The following is a 21,026-nucleotide window of genomic DNA, read 5'->3' on the forward strand; positions in this document are numbered from 1 at the left end:
AGAGGGTAAAGATGAGATTTGTCATAGTAACCGGTATGAGTGGTGGCGGTAAGGCCACAGCAATTCATATGCTTGAGGATGCAGGCTATTATTGTGTTGATAACCTGCCGGTATCTCTTATTGGAAAGTTTGCGGAACTGATTACAATGCCGGATAGCGAGATAAACAAAGTTGTTCTTGGAATTGATTCCAGAGCAGGAGAGGCGTTTGAAGAGGTTTCCGGAATCATTGATTCTCTCAAGGAAAAAGGAATTCCTGTTGAAGTTCTTTTCATGGATTGTGGAGATCAGATTCTTATAAAAAGATATAAAGAGACCAGAAGAATTCACCCTATGAATCTTAATGATACAGGGAAAAGAATCGAGGATGGAATCGCAAAGGAAAGAGCCGTTCTTGCTGAGATCAAGAAACGCGCGGATTACGTTATAGATTCATCTCAGCTTTTAACCAGAGAGTTAAAAGAGGAACTTGACAGGATATTTGTTAAAAATGAGGGCTATAACTCCCTTATGGTCACAATTCTGTCATTTGGATTTAAATATGGAATTCCTTCTGATGCAGACCTGGTTTTTGATGTTCGTTTTTTACCAAACCCATATTATATAGATGAACTTAAGCATCAGACTGGAAATGACAAGGGTGTGCAGGATTATGTTAAAAGTTTTCCTGCCTGTGGAGAGTTCTTGGATAAGCTTACCGATATGCTTCAGTTCCTGATTCCTGGATATGTCCAGGAGGGCAAATATCAGTTGGTAGTTGCCATAGGCTGTACCGGAGGTCAGCACAGAAGCGTAACGATTGCCAATGAACTTTATTCGAGATTAAAGGATTCAGAGGGCAAGTTTGGAATTAAGATATCTCATAGAGATGTAAAAAACAGCTCCAAATCAAATTGATTTTAAGGTAATAGATAGGATGTCTTTTTCTTCAGAAGTAAAGGAAGAACTGGCTAAACATATTGGAAATTCAAGACATTGCCAGCTGGCAGAGGTCGCAGCGATAATTGATCTTGCAGGGCATATAAGCATATCGGAAGACGACTCTGTTACGCTATTTTTGCAGGCTGACAATCCTCTTGTGGTTAGAAAGTTCTTTACATTATTAAAAAAAGCATTTAATATAGGAACTAGCATTTTGGAGGATATCCCATATTTCAAGGATAATGGTCGTATTTACAAGGCTGTGATGAATGATCAGAGCCAGATAAGGTCAGTTCTTGGAGCTATCAAAGTGATGGATAGTAAAGGGAATTTACGAGATATAGATGACGGGATAAGTGTTCAGGTTACAAGGAACACATGCTGCAAGAGAGCATTTTTAAGGGATGCTTTTCTTTGCATTGGTTCTATCAGCGATCCTAATAAGGGGTATCATCTGGAATATGATTGCAGTAGCGAAATTCAGGCTAATCAGATAAAAGAGATGATTGAGAGCTTCGACATAGAAGCGAAGATCATCCAAAGGAAAAAGTATTTTGTTCTATATATTAAAGAAGGTTCAGGGATTGTTGATCTTCTTAATATAATGGAAGCGCCGGTAAGTCTTATGAATCTGGAAAATCTGCGCATAGTAAAAGAAATGCGTAATTCCATTAACAGGCGCGTCAACTGTGAAGTTGCCAATATTACAAAGACAGTAAATGCTGCTACTAAGCAAATTGAAGATATTACTTTTATCAAAGATCATTATGGTCTTGAAAATCTGCAGGCAGGACTTAGAGAAATGGCTGAGGTCAGATTGGAAAATCCTGAGGCTACACTTTCCGAGCTTGGTAAATTGCTGGATCCGCCGGTTGGAAAGTCGGGAGTCAATCACAGGTTGAGGAAACTTAGTGAGTTGGCAGATAAGATAAAAGGAACTTGATGTGTTAATAATTTCAGGAGGGGAATTATGATAACAAAATCTATCGAAATTAAATTGCCTAGAGGACTTGAGGCAAGACCTGTTGCTGAAATGGTTCAGCTTGCAAGCAAATATGACAGCACTGTTCATATTGAGGCTCAGTCTAAGAAGGTTAATGCCAAGAGTATCATGGGTATGATGACGTTGACTCTTAACTCTGGCGAAGTGGTAACTGTTATTGCAGATGGATCTGATGAAGAGGCTGCTGTAGCAGACATGGAGAATTTCCTTCAGGGAAATGCAAAATAAAAAAGCCCTATAAAAGGGAGGATGCCAGGTAAGCTTCCTTACCTGGCATATTATGAAAAAGTTTTTTTAAATTGGTATTGTCTTAACTCATCTGACAATATTATGATATCAACTCAATATGTCTAAAAGATGATTCCAAGTTACCATTCTTTTAATTAATTGTAAATAAATTATGAACGACGTTGAAGGAAAAATTCAGCGTCGTTTTTTTATTAATTTATTACTAAAAAATAAAATAAAAATTAAAAAAGAATAAAATATTTACATTATTCAGCATGATTATGATAGGTCGTATGATTGCTAAATGCTTATAATCAGTATCTGTGCTGAGTGTTTCTGTTCAGACAAAAAAGGCATTTTGCAGCACATTTTGTGAAAAAAGATTCAGGAGTATGATATGGGGAAAATCAAGGATATAAGCACGATGAATAATAATCGCGGAAGCGGAAAAGGCACATTTATAGTAAAGATTGAACATAGCCATAATAATACCTGGCAAGGGAAAGTTACATGGGCTGATGAAAATAAGCAGGTAAGGTTCAGAAGCGCATTAGAACTTATAAAACTCATGGATGAGGCACTTGGACAAAATCAGTTATCTGGTGAAGATGAAGTGAACCATTCGGTTTTGTGATATTTTTTATCGGAGGGTGAAGGGAATGAAAAGTTTTAACAAAGTATTAGTAATTCTTCTTGCACTTAGCATGATATTTACTACATTAGGTGGTGATATTGCATGTGCAAGAGCGTTAGCAGTTGAGGATGCAGAAGAATTAGCTCAGATAAAAGATGAAATCTCGACTGTTGAAATCGAACAGATCCCTGACGAACAGGGTACAAACGATGAACCTACAGACCAACAGGAAAGCGTAAATCTTGAAGCTGAAGAGGGTAGTCTGATTGAAGAAGAGTTTTTGGAATCTGAAGATCAGGATGTAACAGAAGAAATTGCATCAGAAGAAGTAAGTGCAGATGTTGAGGATGAAGAAGCTGATAGTAATGAAGATGAATCATCTGAAACAGAAGCAGAGGAGCGCAATCTTGATGAAGTAGTATCTGAGAAGCAGGAGAAAGGAGAGCCTGAAAAAGAAGATAGGGGTTCAGATGAAGATATAGCGCTCTCTGATGAAAAGGAAGATACAACTCTTGAAGAGAAAACTTCTGAAAAAGGGGAAATTTCAGAAGAGACTGATGAAGAACTATCAAATGAAGAAAAAGAAAGTGATAAGTCAGAAGAATCAGATGAGAAAAAAGAAGATAAAAAGTCTGATAAGAAAAAGAAGAAAAAAACTGTAGAAGAAAAAGAAGATGAAGTTACAGACGAAGATAAAGAACTTCAGGATGAAATTCAGGAAAAAGAAGAAAAGCTCGTAACTGTAACTTACAGAACTACAAAGGGCGGAAGAGTTTCTTCTCATCAGGAAACAATTAATATAAATGATGAAGAGGCTAAATTCGAGGGCTCTACAGCAGAGGCATGGAACGATAAGTATAGCTTTATAGGCTGGACAACAGAAGATGGAGAAGTTGTTTCAGTAGATGCAACACTTATTCCTGAGAATGTTGAAGCGGATATTACCTATATCGCTAACTTTGAAGCTGCATTAGATATTGCAGATAAGATGCCTGCAATCGATGTTAATGATTATCATGCTGGTGGAATGATCGTATCTGTACATGCAGCAGAAGGTATCTTCCCGGTTAATACAGAGGTGGTTATCAGCCCTATTGCAGACGAAGAGGCAATAGCTACAGCTAGGGATGAACTTGGAGACCAGATTACAACAGCAAAAGGTGTTGATATTTCTTTTGTATACGAAGGAAATGAGATCCAACCTGCTGACAACAAGTATGTAAGTGTAAGCCTTTCTCTTGAGGAAGCTTTAGAAGCTGAGAATGTCAGCGTCCTTCATGAGCATGACGGTGATGTTGAGACAATCGCAGCAAATGTTGAACAGGACGGCGCAGGCAATGTTGAGAGCGCAAGCTTTGAAGTAAATCAGTTTTCAATTTTCATTGTTGCTGGGGAAGACAAGGAAGATGAAGATAATACTGATAAAACCAAGCTTGTTACTTACAAGTTTTACTATGGTAATGAGCTTGTAAATACTCAGACTGTAAAAAAAGATGAAACAATAAAGAATCCTGGAATTCCTGAGGGGCTTGGAGAACATGAGGAATTTCTTGGATGGTTTGTTAAGGGGACAGAAGAAAAAATAGAGTTTCCGCTTGAGATAGAAGAAGATCAGTTCGAAGCGGGAGAGACTATTGTAGAAGTTGAAGCGAGAATTTCTATTACTTATTTTGTATCTTTTATCGGTAACGATGGGGAAGTAATAAAAGTACTTGAGGCGAAATCTACATTAGATGAAAATAATAAAGAACAGTATTCAACAATAGATGTATCAAAAGTAAAGTATGCTATTGGAGATGAAGAAAGCAGCGCACATAAGGTATTTGTAGGCTGGACAACTGAGAAAAATAATAAAGAAGCTTTACTTAAGGAAGATGTCATAACAGTAGATAAAGATATGGAACTATATGCACTTGTTGTAGAACCATATTATATCTATTTTGATGCTAATGATGGAAACAGCAAAGAAAGCAGCTATACAGTTCCAATCTATGCAGAATATGGCGAGTCTTTAAAGGATAAGAAGCCTCAAATTGATCCTATAAGAAAAGGTTACACATTTAAAGGTTGGTTTACTTCGCGTGATGCAGCAGAAAATCTTGATGACAGCAAGAAGTTTACCGATGATGACTGGAACAAGAACGTTGAAGATGTATTTGATGAAGTATTTAAGGAAGAGATTGCGAAAGGAATCACAGGCAACAATCTGACATTATATGCAGGCTGGGAGCAGAATGCGGAAGTCAATTACACAATCATCGTTTGGGCACAGAACATTTCCGATGTTTATGATGCTGATAATAAGATTGGGGATCATGAAGTCGGAAAGAAGTCATATGATTATGTTGCAAGTTATGGCGGAGAGACGGGCACTCTTTTGGCAAAACCAGGAGCTGATATTGCGATTGCAGGTAATGATAGCGCAAAGATAACAATTGATGGCAAAGAAGTCTATGATAGCGATGCTTTAAATGATAAGCTTTCAAAAGGTTTTCACTATGTAGGAAGCGCAGTTGTAAAGTCTGGCGAAAAGGTTAGCGAGGCCCAAAAGTCAGTAAGTGGATGCGAAATAAGCAAAAAAGGTGATACTGTAATAAATGTCTATTATGATAGAAACGTTGTAAGCATAGACTTTATGGAAGCAGAAGTCATCAGCAAAGAAGAAGCTGTTAATGCTGTAAATAACTCTGAAGACGTATATGGAGTAAAGCTAGTTAAGGATGCGAAGGGCGCAACAGGTACCAGCGTAGTAAAACTTACTAAGAAAACTGATGGCACTTGGGAGTATGAGCTTGAAAATAAAAGGGGCAAATACTCATCAGAAGGACCATTCTTAAAATATGTTCTGGATGAAGAAGTATCAATGTCAGATCTTTATGGAAAGGATATTCCAAAAGAATGGCCGGAAGGTGAATGGAGAACAAATAAAGACAGACATGTAACATTTTTAAAGTCTCTGATCCTTGACGACATTGATGAGGCTGAGACAAATGGGCGTGGTCAGCGTGTAAAACTTGTTCTTTGGCACTTCAGGGATATGAATTATCCTGCCGGAGTTCATTTCTATCAGCAGATTAAAGATGAAGATGGAGATGGAAAAATTGATCATCAGATCATAGATAAAGATGAGGATGGAGTAAATGATCTTGATGAAAACGACATTGATCTGAATGAAATTGGATTTACAGGACATGATTTTAACTGGAAAGTTTCTGATAAGTACACAGGATTTAAGGCAGTGGCATATAGAGAAACAGGAACAAAAGAATGGAATTACGAGATGCCTGAATCCATTCCGATTCCAGATAATGGTCTTGATATAAGATACGACAGATTAAAGTATAAACTCACTTTTATGTACGGTGATACAGAAATCCGCGTAAAAGAGGATAATACAGAAAAAGATCTCGAAATATATTATGAAACGGCATTAGACAAATATCGTAATGCATTTGAAAATTGTGAAAAACAGCTTGAGGATTTGTATAACAAAGATGAGAAGACTCATTTAACACGGCATTATGTATTTGTTAAATGGTATGAGGATCCGGAATTAACCAAAGAATTCAAGTTCACTAAAGAAGTCGATGGAAAAGAACAGCCTATTACTATGCCGGTTGGTGGTAAAGTTGTTTATGCTAAGTTAGTACCAGTTCAGTATACAGTTAAGTTGTATCCAAATGGTGGAAGTTTCAACAATGGACCAACAAATTACAAAGAGTTCACTGTTGACTGGGGCACAAATATTAAAGCAGAGCTTGATGTCACTAGAGAAGAAAAAGGCGACAAATATGATCTTGTAGGCTGGTTCTGGTATGACGACAAAGAAAATAAATGGAGTGATATTTATGTTGCTGATTCAGATGTTGTATCAAATGTGACACTGATTGCAAAGTGGAGAAAACCAGGTAAGGTACTTGTAAAATACCTGGCTGATGAATCCATTGCAAAAGAGGCTGTAAGATATGATGAGTACAGTTATTCATCAGATTCAACTGCAAGAGTACTGTCAAAACCAGAATTAATAGACAAGAACTATATGTTTATGGGGTGGGAACTTCTTGATAAAGAGGGCAATGTTGATAAATTCTTCAGCCCAAATGATTGTTTTGACATAACAGCTGATTATATTGCTTCTGAACAAAATGATCTTGGCAAAAATGAATCAGTTGTCAGACTCAGAGCTGTATTTGAGAAAATTGGAGCAAAGGACACTTCTACAGAAAAGACATCAATAATATATGATGACAACTATGAAGGCGGCGGACGGACAAATCCTGAAGATGATGCTGATAATGACGTAAAGAGAATCAATGAAAGATTTAAAGCTAAGACACATGAGCAGACAGGACTTAATAGTCGTGTAGGCTACAAATTCATTGGATGGAGCACTAAGAAAGGTGCTACAGAAGTAGAAATATATCCTGGAGAAACATGGATTGCAGCAGATAATGAGAACGGCGAAGAGAGCAACATCCTTTACGCTGTATGGGAAGAAGTTCCTGAGAATCCAGGAGATGAACCGGAAGAACCAGAGGATCCAGAAGAACCAGAAGAACCGGAAAATCCAGAAGATCCGGAAGACCCAGAGGAACCGGAAGACCCAGAGGAACCGGAAGAACCAGAGGATCCGGAAGATCCAGAGAATCCCGAAGAACCAGAGGATCCCGAAGATCCAGAAGAACCCGAAGATCCAGAAGATCCAGAAGAACCAGAGGATCCAGAAGACCCAGAGGATCCGGAAGATCCAGAAGAACCGGAAGACCCAGAGGACCCAGAGGACCCAGAAGACCCAGAGAATCCCGAAGACCCAGAGGATCCGGAAGACCCAGAGGAACCGGAAGAACCAGAGGACCCGGAAGATCCAGAAGAACCGGAAGACCCAGAAGACCCAGAGGATCCCGAAGAACCAGAGGATCCCGAAGAACCAGAGGAACCGGAAGAACCAGAGGACCCGGAAGATCCAGAAGATCCGGAAGATCCAGAAGATCCGGAAGACCCAGAAGATCCAGAGGATCCGAAAGACCCAGAGAATCCAAATCCAACACCTACACCAGATCCGGCGCCAGTACCGGCAGAGCCGGTATATCCGGAACAGGAAGAACCTACATATCCTGAACCAATAGCGGTTCTCAGTGCACCTATTTCTACACAGGAGTTTGAGGCATTTGAACTTGCTGAAGTATTAGGTGCTGTAAGAACTGAGGCTCCTGTGGAAGCAGATCTTCCTGAGGTTTTAGGTGCAAGAAGAGGAGCAACAGAAGATACTACAAACATTCTTTTTAGAGTAATAGCTATAATTGCTTCAGCAATTGCTGCATTAACACTTATATTTACTTCTAAAAAGAAAGAAGACAATGAAGAGGATTAATTGGTTTTAACCCAGATTATATCAAAGATTCGATGCGAAAGCGGTTGATCACAGTATGTGGTTAACCGCTTTTTTGCGTATTAATAACTTAAAAAATATATAAACTAGCGGTTTATAGAAAATTAATAAATAAGATATAAACATTTGTGTTCAAAATGTGAAATAATATTTAATACAGTGTGTTGTGAATGTGAAATAAAATTCACAAATTAATCAAAATATGATTAGTTATATGATTGACTGATTTCTATAATTACTTTTAGTGGGGGATAAACGAAATGGAAAACAAAAGTAATCATCATAATAAAAATGCAAAGGATGGTGCCAGAGACAGTCAAAAAGGTACATTCATTGTAAAAGTTGAGTTTTGCCAGAATAATACCTGGCAGGGGAAGATAACTTGGGCGGAGGAAAATCAGTCACAAAGATTTAGAAGTGCATTAGAGTTACTCAATCTTATCGATGGTGCTATGGCTAAAACAAAAGAGAAAGCATCGGAAGAAGGCAATCAGGAACATTCGGTTTCATAACATTTTTACAGGAGGGAGAGATAGAGATGTTAAAGAAATGGAAACGTGTATTAGCAATTCTTCTCACATTCGCGTTGGTCACAACCTCATTTGGAAGTGACTGGGCTTCAATGCGTTCTTTTGCCGTTGAAGACGAGGAAGAATTAGCGCAGCTCAAGAATGAAGACATCACGACTGCTGATTGGGAGCAGATTCCGGAAGAAGGAGGTCAGGAAGAGTCTCAGGAAGAGTCTCAGGAAGAAATACAGCAAGATGATGACGCTGCTGTAGAAGAGAATAATGATGCGAATACTGATGAGACCACTGAGGAGACTACCGAAGAAGTGGTATCTGAGGAAACAGCAGATGCTCAGGAGGAAGAATTATCTTCTGAAAGTGAAGAAAATTCTGAAGCTGTTGCAGAAGAATCTGCAGAAGAAATAAGTGAAGAAAAAGAGACAGCTGAAGAAGTAGCAGAAGAGACAACAAATTCTGATGAAACTTCTGATAATAAAGAAACCTCCGAAAAAGAAGATGCTTCAGAGGCTTCAAAAGAAGCGGTTTCCGAGGAAGCTGAAGCGAATGTCGCAGAGGTAGAGGAAGCAGATAACGAGGATAAGGACAAAGAGGACAAAAAGGATAATCAGGAAGAGTCAGAAGAAAAGTCTGATAAGAAGTCAGATAAGAAATCTGATAAAAAGTCCGACAAAAAGTCTGATAAAAAAGAATCCGAAGAGTCAGAAGAGAAAACAGACGAACAGGAAGAAGTAGAAGAGCTTCTTGTAACTGTTCATTATATAGCTTCTGAAGGCGGAACAGTTTCTTTAGAAGAAGAAACAATTAATATAAATGATGAAGAAGCAAAATTTGAAGGTGCTACAGCACAGGCAGATGATGGCTACATTTTTGTCAATTGGACAGATGATGAAGGCGTTGTTGTTTCAGAAGAACCATCATTAGTACCTGAGAATATTGAGAGGGAGAGTGCTTTTACAGCTAACTTTGAAGAAGAAGCAGTAGAAGAACCAGAAGACCCGGAAGAGAAAAAGGTTACTGTTACCTATAAGGCAACAGAGGGGGGAACAGTTTCTTTAGAAGAAGAAACAATCGATTTAAATGATGAAAAGTCTAGTTTCAAGGGAGCGACAGCAGAGGCTGATGAAGGCTATCTTTTTGTGAACTGGACAGATTCAGAGGGAAAAGAAGTTTCAACCAATGAGACATTCGTTCCTTCAGAAATAGAAGAAGATGCGGAGTTTACAGCAAACTTCGAGGAAAAAGCACCTGTTGAAAAAATCGTTACTGTTACCTACAAGGCAAGAAAAGGTGGTTATGTTGCAGAAGGTAACAAGACGAAAAAAGTTGAGAAAGTTGATATCAATAAAGAAGGCGCAGCTTTTGAAGGTGCAACAGCTTACAGCTGGAATGATAAGTACGAGTTTGTGAACTGGACAGATTCAGATGGAAATGAGGTTTCAACTGAAGCCACATTTATTCCTGATGGAATCGAAGAAGACACAGTCTTTTACGCAAATTTCGAAGCTGTAGAAGATATAGCTGATAAGATGCCTGCCATTGAAGTAGGTGGTTATCATGCTGGTGGACTTATAGTTTCAGTAATTGCAGAAGTAGGCGTATTCCCTAAAGGAACAGAAGTTTCTATCACTTCTATTTCAGATGATCAGGCCGTAGCAACAGCTGAGGATACTCTTGGAACAGAAGTATCATCTGCTAAGGGTGTTGATATTACTTTCTATTATGAAGGCGAAGAGATTCAGCCTGCAGATAATAAGTATGTTCATGTAAGTCTTGAACTTGAAGAAACAATTGAGACTGAGAACCTTGCGGTTATTCATGATCATGGAGACGAAGCAGAACAGATTGATGTAGCTGTAAGTGAAGATTCTGAAGGAAATGCAGAAACAGTAGCTTTTGATGTAAGTGAGTTCTCAATCTTTATCGTTGCTGAGCATGGTACATCTGATGATGATACAGAAAACAATAAGGCAACACTTACATACTATTTCTATAATGGTGATGTTGAGTTTAGTAGACAGATTGTAAAAGAGGGCGAAGATTTTTATAATCCTGGAATTCCTTCACTTTTGCCAAATCAGGAATTTAATGGCTGGTTTGAAAAGGATGATGATGGAAACTTCATCGGTGAGGCAATCACATTTGGCAAGGTTGGAAAGATTGATGCCCAGACAGAGATAAAGCTATACGCCAATATTACAACAACATACTATGTAACTTTTGTAGGCCAGAGCGATGAAATCGTTCAGGTTAAGAGAGTTGCGGTTACCGGAAATCAGAGTCCGATGACTAAAATTGACGATGTAGTTGTTACACCTGCGGATTCACAGCAGGCATTTGCCGGATGGGCTAATTCAAAAGCAAATCAGACTAATAAAATTGTTATCCAGGAAAATGAAATTGATGCAAGCGATGATCAGTACAGAACCTTGTATGCAGTTATCATAAATGCATACTGGCTGCACTTTGATGAAAACGATGGTGTAGGCGGTGGTGCTGATTATATTGGACCAAGATACATAGAAGATGGTGTAAGACCTGAGACTGTAAAACCGGATCCTCCAACTAGAAAAGGTTATATATTTGGTGGATGGTACAACGGAAAGGGAACTAACCCCGGAGAAGTTACCGGAGGAGAATTTAGATGGGACATTCCGCTTACTCAGGATACAACTATATATGCGAAGTGGACAGAAGATCCTAATACTACATATACAGTTATCATATGGAAGCAAAAAGTTACTGATGATAAAGATGCTACAGAAAAGCATTATGATTATGAGACCAGTGAAGTTAAGACCGGTAGAACAAATAGTACCATTACAAATAATACAATACGCACATATCTGAACAAAGAATATGGCGGATTCCATTATGACCATTATGATGTTGTTAACAGTAAAGGAGCAACTACAACAATAGGACCGAAGGGTGATACTGTTGTTAATGTATATTATGATCGTAATAAGTTGACTATAACATTTAAAGATTCACTTGGTAATACACTTGGTAAAGCATTTGATGGACTATATGGTCAGACCTTGTCGGAGTATGGCTATAATTGGAACTGGAATAATTGTACCTGGTATTATAAATCAAGTTCAGGAAATACAGTTCTGTTGATATTGGATACTTTCAGATTTGACAGCTATTCAGATGCTGGTGCAAATGCGACTGAACTGGTTGTATATAAGAATAAAACATCAACTGGTCATGAATTGCGATATATCAAGCAGAATATTGATGGATCCTATCCAAGCACAACACCATTTACGGGATCATCATCTATCAATAATTTTAGTATTACTGAGAAATTTGATGGGTTTAAAGCGTTTGAATACAGACGTGGAAAGAAAAAAAATAATTCAACAACATGGACTTCCTGGACACCAGGACCAGATGGCACCTCAGTAGATCTTACTGGTTATGATTACATTGAAATTCATTATGAGAGACTGAAATACTCAATCACTTTCATGGATGGAAACGATGAAGTTGATCCAGAAACAGATGTCTTTGAGAAGATTCCATATCAAAAGAGTCTTTCAACTTATGAGACAAGTGCTCCTACACTTCCGGATAAGGCAGGCTATAAGTTCATCGGATGGTTTGAGGATAAGAATGGTCAGACACCTTTTAACTGGTCATTGACCATGCCTGCAGCTAATAAGGTTATCTATGCGTACTATGCACCTATTCGTTATAAGGTTACACTTGATGCTAATGGCGGTACACTTCTTAACGGACAGGTTGAATCATTTAACCTTAACTATGGAGATCACATTAGTAAGGATTCTTTAACAACAAATGTTGAGTATCCTGGATATCTTCTTATCGGATGGTATGACCAGAGCACAGATAAGCCATATTCATACGATATAGTTACAGGACCGGCAGTTGAAAAGATTGACGGACAATGGTACGGCTTTATAAACCTTAAAGCTGAGTGGAGAAATCCTGGCGTTAACAATATTGTTTACGAAGCGGGCGATCATGGTTCAAATCCACCTGTAGATGGATATAACTATTCAGGTTCATCAGCAGCTGTAGTAGGCGCGCCTCCTGCAACTATTGAAACAAAGTATACCTTTATTGGATGGAGAGTTAAGGGAACTGAATCAGATTCAAAGCTTTCAAGAATCTTCTATCCTAATAACAGTATCCAGCTAAAGGATTATACAAAGTATATAGTTGGCGGAAAACTTACCTTTATCGCTATTTATGAAGAGACAGGAACAGGTTCAACAGAAAAAACTACAATAACATATGATCCTAATGGTGGAGTAGGAACAGCTAAAACTTTCGAATATAGAAAGAATGAAGGTTTTACTCCGCTTTCACAGACAGAAGCAGGCTTTACACGTGAAAATTATGAATTCATTGGATGGGCAAAGACAGCTGATGCTACAACACCATGGCTATCACTGCTTGACATTGCAAATGGTAAGGAGATAGGAGCAGATAATCTTCCTGATGAAGATGGTGATAGGAAGCCGGATGTTCCAAACATTCTCTATGCTTGTTGGAAACGTCAGACTGCAGAATACACAGTTGAGTATTATAAAGGTGAGGCTACAGATGATACAGATGCAGATCACTATTTAGGAAAAGTTACCGGACTTGGACCTAAGAATGTTGGTGATCCAGTTATTCTCGTAAACGGTACTGCTCCTGGAGAGCTCAACTATGCAAAGGCACAGGGGCTTGTAGGCGCAGGCTATAAAGATGGTGTTCAGACACCTGCAACTTACGTGATGAAAGCTGAGAACAATGTAATCAAGGTTCTTTATTCAGCAAAGACACTTACAGTTACAATTAAGGGCAAGAAAACTGAGATTACATATGACGGCAAAGAGCACACTGTAACAGGATTTATTCCGTCTGCAGTAGATGAAGATGGAAATGCTGTTACATGTACAGAAGACGATTTCACATATGATGGAAACTCAACTATCACAGGAACTCATGTAGCAGATTCTGCAGATCTTGAGTTTGACCTTACTAAGTTTACAAGTAAGTTAACAGGCTATGATAAAGATGCGATTACATATCTGCATGATTCTCAGCAGCCTAAGAATGAACTTGTCATTAAAAAGGCAAGCATAACTGTTGAAACATATACAGGCGAGAAAGTATATGATGGCAGTGCACTTACAAAGGGTGCAAAGGTTACAGCTACTAATGTAAGCACATCAACTTCTAATGGAACCGAGACCAAGACTACAACTATTGTTGATAATCATGAGAATCAGGCAAAAGAAGTAACACTTATAAATGGTGAGGTTGTTTACATTACTATAACCGGAACACAGACAGCAGCTGATACATCAAATAACACCTACAGTTTTGACTGGACAAATAGCTTAACTACAGGAAAATCAGGCGACTATGAAGTGACAGAATCACTTGGAACACTTAAAGTAACTGATTTCAAAGGACAGATCACAGTAACTACAACAGGCGGAACCTTTACTTATGATGGTAAGGAACATGGAGCTACAGTTGAGGTTAGCGGACTTCCTGCTATTGGATATTCTGTTTCTGATGATGAAAAGAAATCAAATGCTAAGGCTACTGATGTTACAACAACACCAATTACTGCTACAGCAGATGTTCTTATCATCAGGAATGCGGCCGGTGATGACGTAACATCTAAGCTGAATATCAAATATGTAACCGGATCAATAACTATACTTCCTGCAAGCATCACTGTTGAAACATTTACTGATGAGAAAGTATATGACGGCAGTGCACTTACAAAGGGTGCAGAGGTTACAGCTACTAATGTAAGCACATCAACTTCTAATGGAACTGAGACCCAGACTACAACAATAGCCGATGATCACAACAATGAACTTAAGAAAGTTACATTAATAAATGGCGAAGTTGTTTACATCAAGGTTACAGGTACACAGACTGAAGTTAATACTGATGTGGCTCATGCGAATAACAATACTTATGAATTTGACTGGACAGCAGAAAGCGGAACAACAGCTAAGCAGAGTAACTATACTATCGTAAGCGAGACAGTTGGAACTCTTACAGTAAAAGAAACAACAGCTGAGATTATAGTTACTACAGTTGGCGGAGAGTTTACCTACGATGGAACAGCGCATGGAGCGACTGTAACAGTATCTGCGCTTCCAACCGGATATACTCTTGGAACACATACATCAAATGCAACAGCAACTCATGTAGCAGAATGTACAGAAACATTTACAGATGGAACTGGAAATTCAGTGAGCAATGTTGTAAATGCGACAGCTGATAATCTTGTTATCAAGAACGCAAGTGGAACAGATGTAACAGCAACACTTAAAGCAAATGGAAATATTACTTTTGTTGACGGTTATATCAAGATCAACCCTGCAACACTTACAGTAACAACACCTGATGCAAGTAAGGAATACGATGGACAGCCTCTTACAGCAGAAGGTACAATAAGTGGATTTGTAACTGTTGGTGGAGTACAGGAAACTGCAAAATTTGAAACAACAGGAACCCAGACAGAAGTAAATGCAGGCACACCACATGATGGAAACAATACTTATTCTATTACGTGGAATGGCACAGCAGTACAGACTGACTATGAGGTTTCAGAGACACTAGGAACTCTTACAGTAACAGAGACAACAGCAGCAATCACTGTAACTACAGTTGGTGGAGAGTTTACCTATGATGGAACAGCGCATGGAGCAACTGTTACAGTAACCGGTATTCCAACAGGTTACACACTTGGAACACATACATCAAATGCAACAGCAACACATGTGGCAGAATGTACTGAAACATTTACTGGTACAGATGGAACAGTTGTGGACAAGGTTGTAAATGCGACAGCTGATAATCTTGTAATTACAAATGCAAGTGGAACAGATGTAACAGCAACACTTAAAGCTAATGGAAATATCACATTTGTTGACGGCTATATTAAGATCACACCTGCAACACTTACAGTAACAACTCCTGATGCGGAGAAGGAATACGATGGACAGCCTCTTACAGCAGAAGGAACAATAAGCGGATTTGTAACCGTTGGTGGTGTAAAGGAAACAGCAACATTTACAACAACAGGAACCCAGACAGAAGTAAATGCAAACATCCCACATAATGGAAATAATACATATTCACTTGTATGGGATGGCACTGCAACACAGACTGACTATACTGTTTCAGATACAGTTGGAACTCTTACAGTAAAAGAGACAACGGCAGCAATCACAGTAACTACAGTTGGTGGAGAGTTTACCTATGATGGAACAGCACATGGAGCGACTGTTACAGTAACAGGTATTCCAACAGGTTACACACTTGGAACACATACATCAAATGCAACAGCAACGCATGTGGCAGAATGTACAGAAACATTTACAGATACAGCTGGAAATACAGTAAGCGAGGTAGTAAATGCGACAGCTGACAATCTTGTAATTACAAATGCAAGTGGAACAGATGTAACAGCAACGCTTAAAGCAAATGGAAATATTACTTTTGTTGACGGTTATATTAAGATCAACCCTGCAACACTTACAGTAACAACTCCTGATGCAGAGAAGGAATACAATGGGCAGCCTCTTACAGCAGAAGGTACAATAAGTGGATTTGTAACTGTTGGTGGAGTAAAGGAAACAGCAACATTTAAAACAACAGGAACCCAGACAGAAGTAAACTACAACATCCCACATAATGGAAATAATACATATTCACTTACATGGGATGGCACAGCAGTACAGACTGACTATACTGTTTCAGATACAGTTGGAACCCTCACGGTTACTACTAACGAAAGTGCTAAAATAGAAATCATAGCTCCTAGTGATTCGAAAGAATATGACGGAACTGCACTTACATGCGACGGAACAGGAGTTAAGAAAGTAACAGCAACCGGACTTCCTTCAGGATTTACAGTAGAAGGAAGCGCAACCGGAAGCCAGACTGATTTTGGTTCAAGCGCAAACCAAGTAAGTGATTATACTATTAAGAATGCTGCAGGCGAGGAAAAAACAGCTAACTTCTTAAGTGTAACTAAGACTGATGGTACACTTAGTGTTAGTAAGGCTCCATTGACAGTAACAACAGACTCGGCAGCAGGACCTTTTACAGGACAACCACTTACTAAGCACGAGAATGCATCATTAACAGGTCTTAAGAATAATGAGACTGTAACATTTAACGTAACCGGTTCACAGACTGAAGTTAATGAGAATGTTCCTCATGATGGAAATAATACTTATGAGATCATCTGGGACGGAACTGCAACAGAGACTAACTACTATATCAAGGCAGAGAATCTTGGAACACTTACTGTTTCAGCAGCAGCAATAACTATTAGGGCAAAAGATGCTGTTAAGGATTATGATGGAACACCACTTACAAGTAATGTAATAGTAGTTGGCGGAAGCGAGATTCTTCCTACCAACTATGAGATTGTTGGTGAATGTGAAGGTACCATAACAAATGCCGGAACAGAAACAAATAAGATCAAATCCTTTAAAATTCAGGATGAAAATGGAATCGATAAGACCTCTAACTTTAATGTTGGTACTCCTATTGATGGAAAACTTACAGTCAATCAGATAACAGCTAATGTTACAACTGCTTCAGGTACAAGGGAATACGATGGAAATCCATTTACCAAGGATGAGGCAAGTATTACAGGACTTATTCCAAGTGAACAGAGCTTAGTTGAGATTCATGCTACAGGATCTGTAACAGAAGTAGGAATTGTAGTTGACAACACTGAGAAGATTACCTGGAATAATGTAAATCCTAATAACTATATCCTTTCAAAGAGTATCGGAACACTTGAGGTTACCAAGAGTACCAAAGCGATTACTCTTACAGCAGCAACTGATTCCAAGGATTATGATGGATCACCTCTTACAAATGCAAACGTAACAGTAAGCGGAAAGCCTGCCGGATTTACGGTTAATGCAACAGCATCAGGAAGCCAGACAGATGTCGGAACTTCTTCAAACGTTGTTTCAAGCTATGAGATTCTTGATGCAGCAGGAGTTAATAAGGCAGAAAACTTCACAAATGTTACAAAGGTTCCCGGAACACTTACTGTTTCTCCGGTAGATGTAACAATCACTACAGGAACAGATAGAAAAGAGTATGATGGAACTCCTTTGACAAATGATGAAGTCAGCATTACCGGACTTGCAAGAGGCGAGAGTGTAACACTCAAGACAACCGGAACAATCACAGAAGTCGGTTCAGTTGATAACACCTATGCGATTACATGGGATAATGCTAAGGCAAGTAACTATGTGATCAATGATAAGCTTGGAACACTGACTATTGACAAGAATTCTACTGCAATCAAGATTACTGCTCCTTCAGACACTAAGACTTATGACGGAAAAGCACTTACTGCAGATGGAAGCGGCGATAAGAAGATAATAGTTACAGGTCTTCCTTCCGGATTCTCAGTAGTGGCAAAAGCTGATGGCTTACAGACAGATGCCGGAACAAGCAGCAATGTCATCAGAGAAACATATGTAATCAAGAATGCAGCAGGAGATGTAAAGACATCCTTCTTTACCAATGTCACATTGGTAGATGGTAGCCTTACAGTTACTCCAAAGGCTGTAACAATTACAACCGGTTCAGCAAGTAAGCCATATGATGGCAAGCCACTTACAAAGGACGAAGCTAAGATCGCAAATCTTGCAGATGGTGAGTCAGTTGATCTTAAGGCAACAGGAACAATTACAGAAGTTGGTTCAACAGCAAATACATATTCAATTAAGTGGACTAATGCGAATGCTGCAAACTATAAAGTAACAGACAATCTTGGAAAACTTACGATCACAGAATCAAATGTTGATGTAGTATTTACAGCTCCTTCAGCAAGCAAGACTTACGATGGAACTGCACTTACAGAAGATGGTTCAGGTGATAATAAGGTTACGGCAGTAGGACTTCCTGATGGATTTACATTCAAGGCAACAGTTTCAGGAAGCCAGAAAGATGCAGGTTCATCAGCAAATAAGATCACAGCATTTACAATCTACAATGCAGCAGGTGATGATAAGACTGATAACTTCGCAAAAGTAGCTAAAGTTGATGGAACACTTACAGTTAACCCGGCTCCTGTAGTAGTAACAACAGGCTCTGCAAGCAAGCAGTATGACGGAACACCACTTACAAATGATGAGGCTTCAGTAAAAGGTCTTGTTGGAACAGAAAGCGTTACAATTAAGACTACAGGAAGTCAGACAGAAGTAGGTAAGAGCTCAAATACTTATAAGATTAAGTGGAGTGGAGCAAAGGAAAAGAACTATACAATTACTGATGATCTTGGAAATCTGCAGATAACTGCTAATGGTGCAGAGATTAAAGTCACAGCACCTAGTGCAAAGAAAGTTTATAATGGCAAAGCACTTACTGCAGATGGAACAGGAAAAGAAAAGCTTACATGGACAGGACTTCCAAGTGGATTTAAGGCAGAAGCAACTGTAACAGGTTCACAGACTGATGCAGGTGAAAGTGCTAACGTTATTACCGGAGGCATTGTTATCAAGAATGCGAGTGGGGATGACAAGACTGCTAACTTCACAAATATTACAACTGTGGACGGTAAGCTCGTAGTAACTAAGGCTCCTGTAACAGTTACAACTAAATCAGCCAAGAAGAAATATGATGGTACACCTCTTACAGCAGGCGCATCTATCACAGGTCTTATTAAGGGCGAGAAGGCAGATGTAAAGGGAACAGGAACAATTACAAGAGTAGGAACTGCAACTAATACCTATAGTATTACATGGACAACAGCAAAAGCTGGAAACTATGAGATAACAGAAAATCTTGGCACTCTTATAATTGACGACAGAGGAGCTGACGCATTCGTTATCAGAGCAAATACTGATGATGTAAACGTTATATATGACGGTCAGTACTACAACAACTTTGATTACGCACTTGAAGGAATTGGAGAAACATCTATTATTACGTTGTTATCAGATGTAGTAGCACCGGTAACAGAATTCTTCAGTAATCTGGTTAGTATTGTGGCAGATGCTTCAATGGACGGAAATACAAAGACAGCAATAACTATAGGAGATGCTACCTTTAATGTAACAGGTATCAAAGTGGCAACATCTGAGAAAGATGCAGGAGTATATAAACTTTCTATGGATGCAACTACTATGAAGGTTGTGGATTCAGAAGGCAATGATGTAACAGACCAGTTCAGGTATGAAGATGGAACAATGGGAACACTTACCATTGGAAAGGCACCGGTAATAGTAGCTACAGGTTCTGCTACAAAGACCTATGATGGCTCAGCTCTTACCGAGGCAACAGCAACTATTACAGGCCTTGTAAAGGGAGAAACCGCAAACGTTACTGCAACAGGAAGTCAGACTGAAGTAGGAAGCAGCACAAATACATATAGTATTGAATGGCTGACTGCAAATGCAAACAATTATACACTTACTGAGGACCTTGGAACTCTTACAGTAACAACAGGAACAACTCCAGGACCGGATCCAGATCCTACACCAACACCTACTCCGGATCCAACACCTACACCTACTCCAGATCCTACACCAATACCGGATGTTCCTACTCCTACAGCACCAACTCCTACACCGGTTGCAGTACCGGCAGATCAGGCAGTACTTGGCGCTAGAAGAGATGGAGCCGGAAATGATCAGGCAGTACTTGGAGCAAGACGTGGCAGAACTGAAGATGAGACGAATGACACAGCAAGAGTTATTGTGATCATCATGTCAGTAGCAGCTGCAATTGCGCTGATCTTTACAGGCAAAAAGAAAGAAGAGGATGAGGAAGGCTGATAAACATGATCGCATATACTAATTCTGAGTTTGGACGAAGGATTAGTCTGACCATGGATTAAGGGCTTTATCAAGAATCAAAAAATAAGAGCGGCTGGCCGTATATATACGGTCAGCCGTTTTTTCCGTAGAACAACTATTGTACTTATTGAAGCGAAAAAAGTGATTTATGCACCCTTGTTCACAAAATTTTAGATAAATATTATCATTTGCCCTATTGATTTTATTTAAGACATAAGTTATTATCGAACTACGGAAACGGTTGAGGAATGTGCTGTTTCCGAGTATAATCATATATTTGTTGTTGTTCTCTTATTCAGAGTGGTGGAGGTACATAGGACCTATGAAGCCACGGCAACCCCTTGATGATTCAGGAAGGTGCCAACCTGAGCGTGCAATTCCGTATGGAATATGGAGCAATATTATTTGTTCCTACGAGCAATAAGAGGATCTGATACGATAATCAGCTCCGTTTGTTTTGTTCTTTGCACGCGACAAAACGACGGAGCTTTACTTGTGTA

General features: G+C 39.1%; 7 protein-coding genes and 1 riboswitch. All 7 genes read left to right on the plus strand.

The window, feature by feature from the left end; genetic code table 11:
• The first annotated feature begins 11 nt into the window (after positions 1–11).
• The 7 genes from rapZ (at position 12) to BM086_RS13670 (ending at position 20,505) form a co-directional block, all read left to right on the plus strand.
• Positions 12–896 carry an RNase adapter RapZ gene (gene rapZ, locus BM086_RS13640; protein WP_092327689.1) on the plus strand — a complete coding sequence of 295 codons (885 nt, stop codon included), beginning with the start codon at positions 12–14 and terminating at the stop codon, positions 894–896.
• A 19-nt stretch (positions 897–915) separates the two neighbouring features.
• A complete protein-coding gene (whiA, locus tag BM086_RS13645; RefSeq protein WP_092327692.1) occupies positions 916–1,863 on the plus strand; it encodes a DNA-binding protein WhiA in 948 nt (315 codons plus the stop codon).
• Positions 1,864–1,890: 27 nt separating this feature from the next.
• The gene (locus tag BM086_RS13650) at positions 1,891–2,151 is read left to right on the plus strand and encodes an HPr family phosphocarrier protein (RefSeq protein WP_092327694.1); all 261 of its coding nucleotides are present in this window, start codon (positions 1,891–1,893) and stop codon (positions 2,149–2,151) included.
• Between the two features lie 397 nt (positions 2,152–2,548).
• Positions 2,549–2,785, plus strand: coding sequence for a hypothetical protein (locus BM086_RS13655; RefSeq protein WP_330391606.1), 237 nt, complete (start codon positions 2,549–2,551; stop codon positions 2,783–2,785).
• A gap of 25 nt (positions 2,786–2,810) precedes the next feature.
• Positions 2,811–8,156, plus strand: coding sequence for an InlB B-repeat-containing protein (locus tag BM086_RS13660; RefSeq protein WP_092327698.1), 5,346 nt, complete (start codon positions 2,811–2,813; stop codon positions 8,154–8,156).
• Between the two features lie 278 nt (positions 8,157–8,434).
• The gene (locus BM086_RS13665; RefSeq protein ID WP_092327701.1) at positions 8,435–8,686 is read left to right on the plus strand and encodes a hypothetical protein; all 252 of its coding nucleotides are present in this window, start codon (positions 8,435–8,437) and stop codon (positions 8,684–8,686) included.
• A 26-nt stretch (positions 8,687–8,712) separates the two neighbouring features.
• A complete protein-coding gene (locus BM086_RS13670; protein ID WP_092327704.1) occupies positions 8,713–20,505 on the plus strand; it encodes an InlB B-repeat-containing protein in 11,793 nt (3,930 codons plus the stop codon).
• 309 nt (positions 20,506–20,814) lie between these two features.
• Positions 20,815–20,921, plus strand: a riboswitch (SAM riboswitch).
• Positions 20,922–21,026 lie beyond the last annotated feature (105 nt).

This window comes from Butyrivibrio sp. YAB3001 (assembly GCF_900112195.1).
Taxonomy (GTDB): domain Bacteria; phylum Bacillota; class Clostridia; order Lachnospirales; family Lachnospiraceae; genus Butyrivibrio.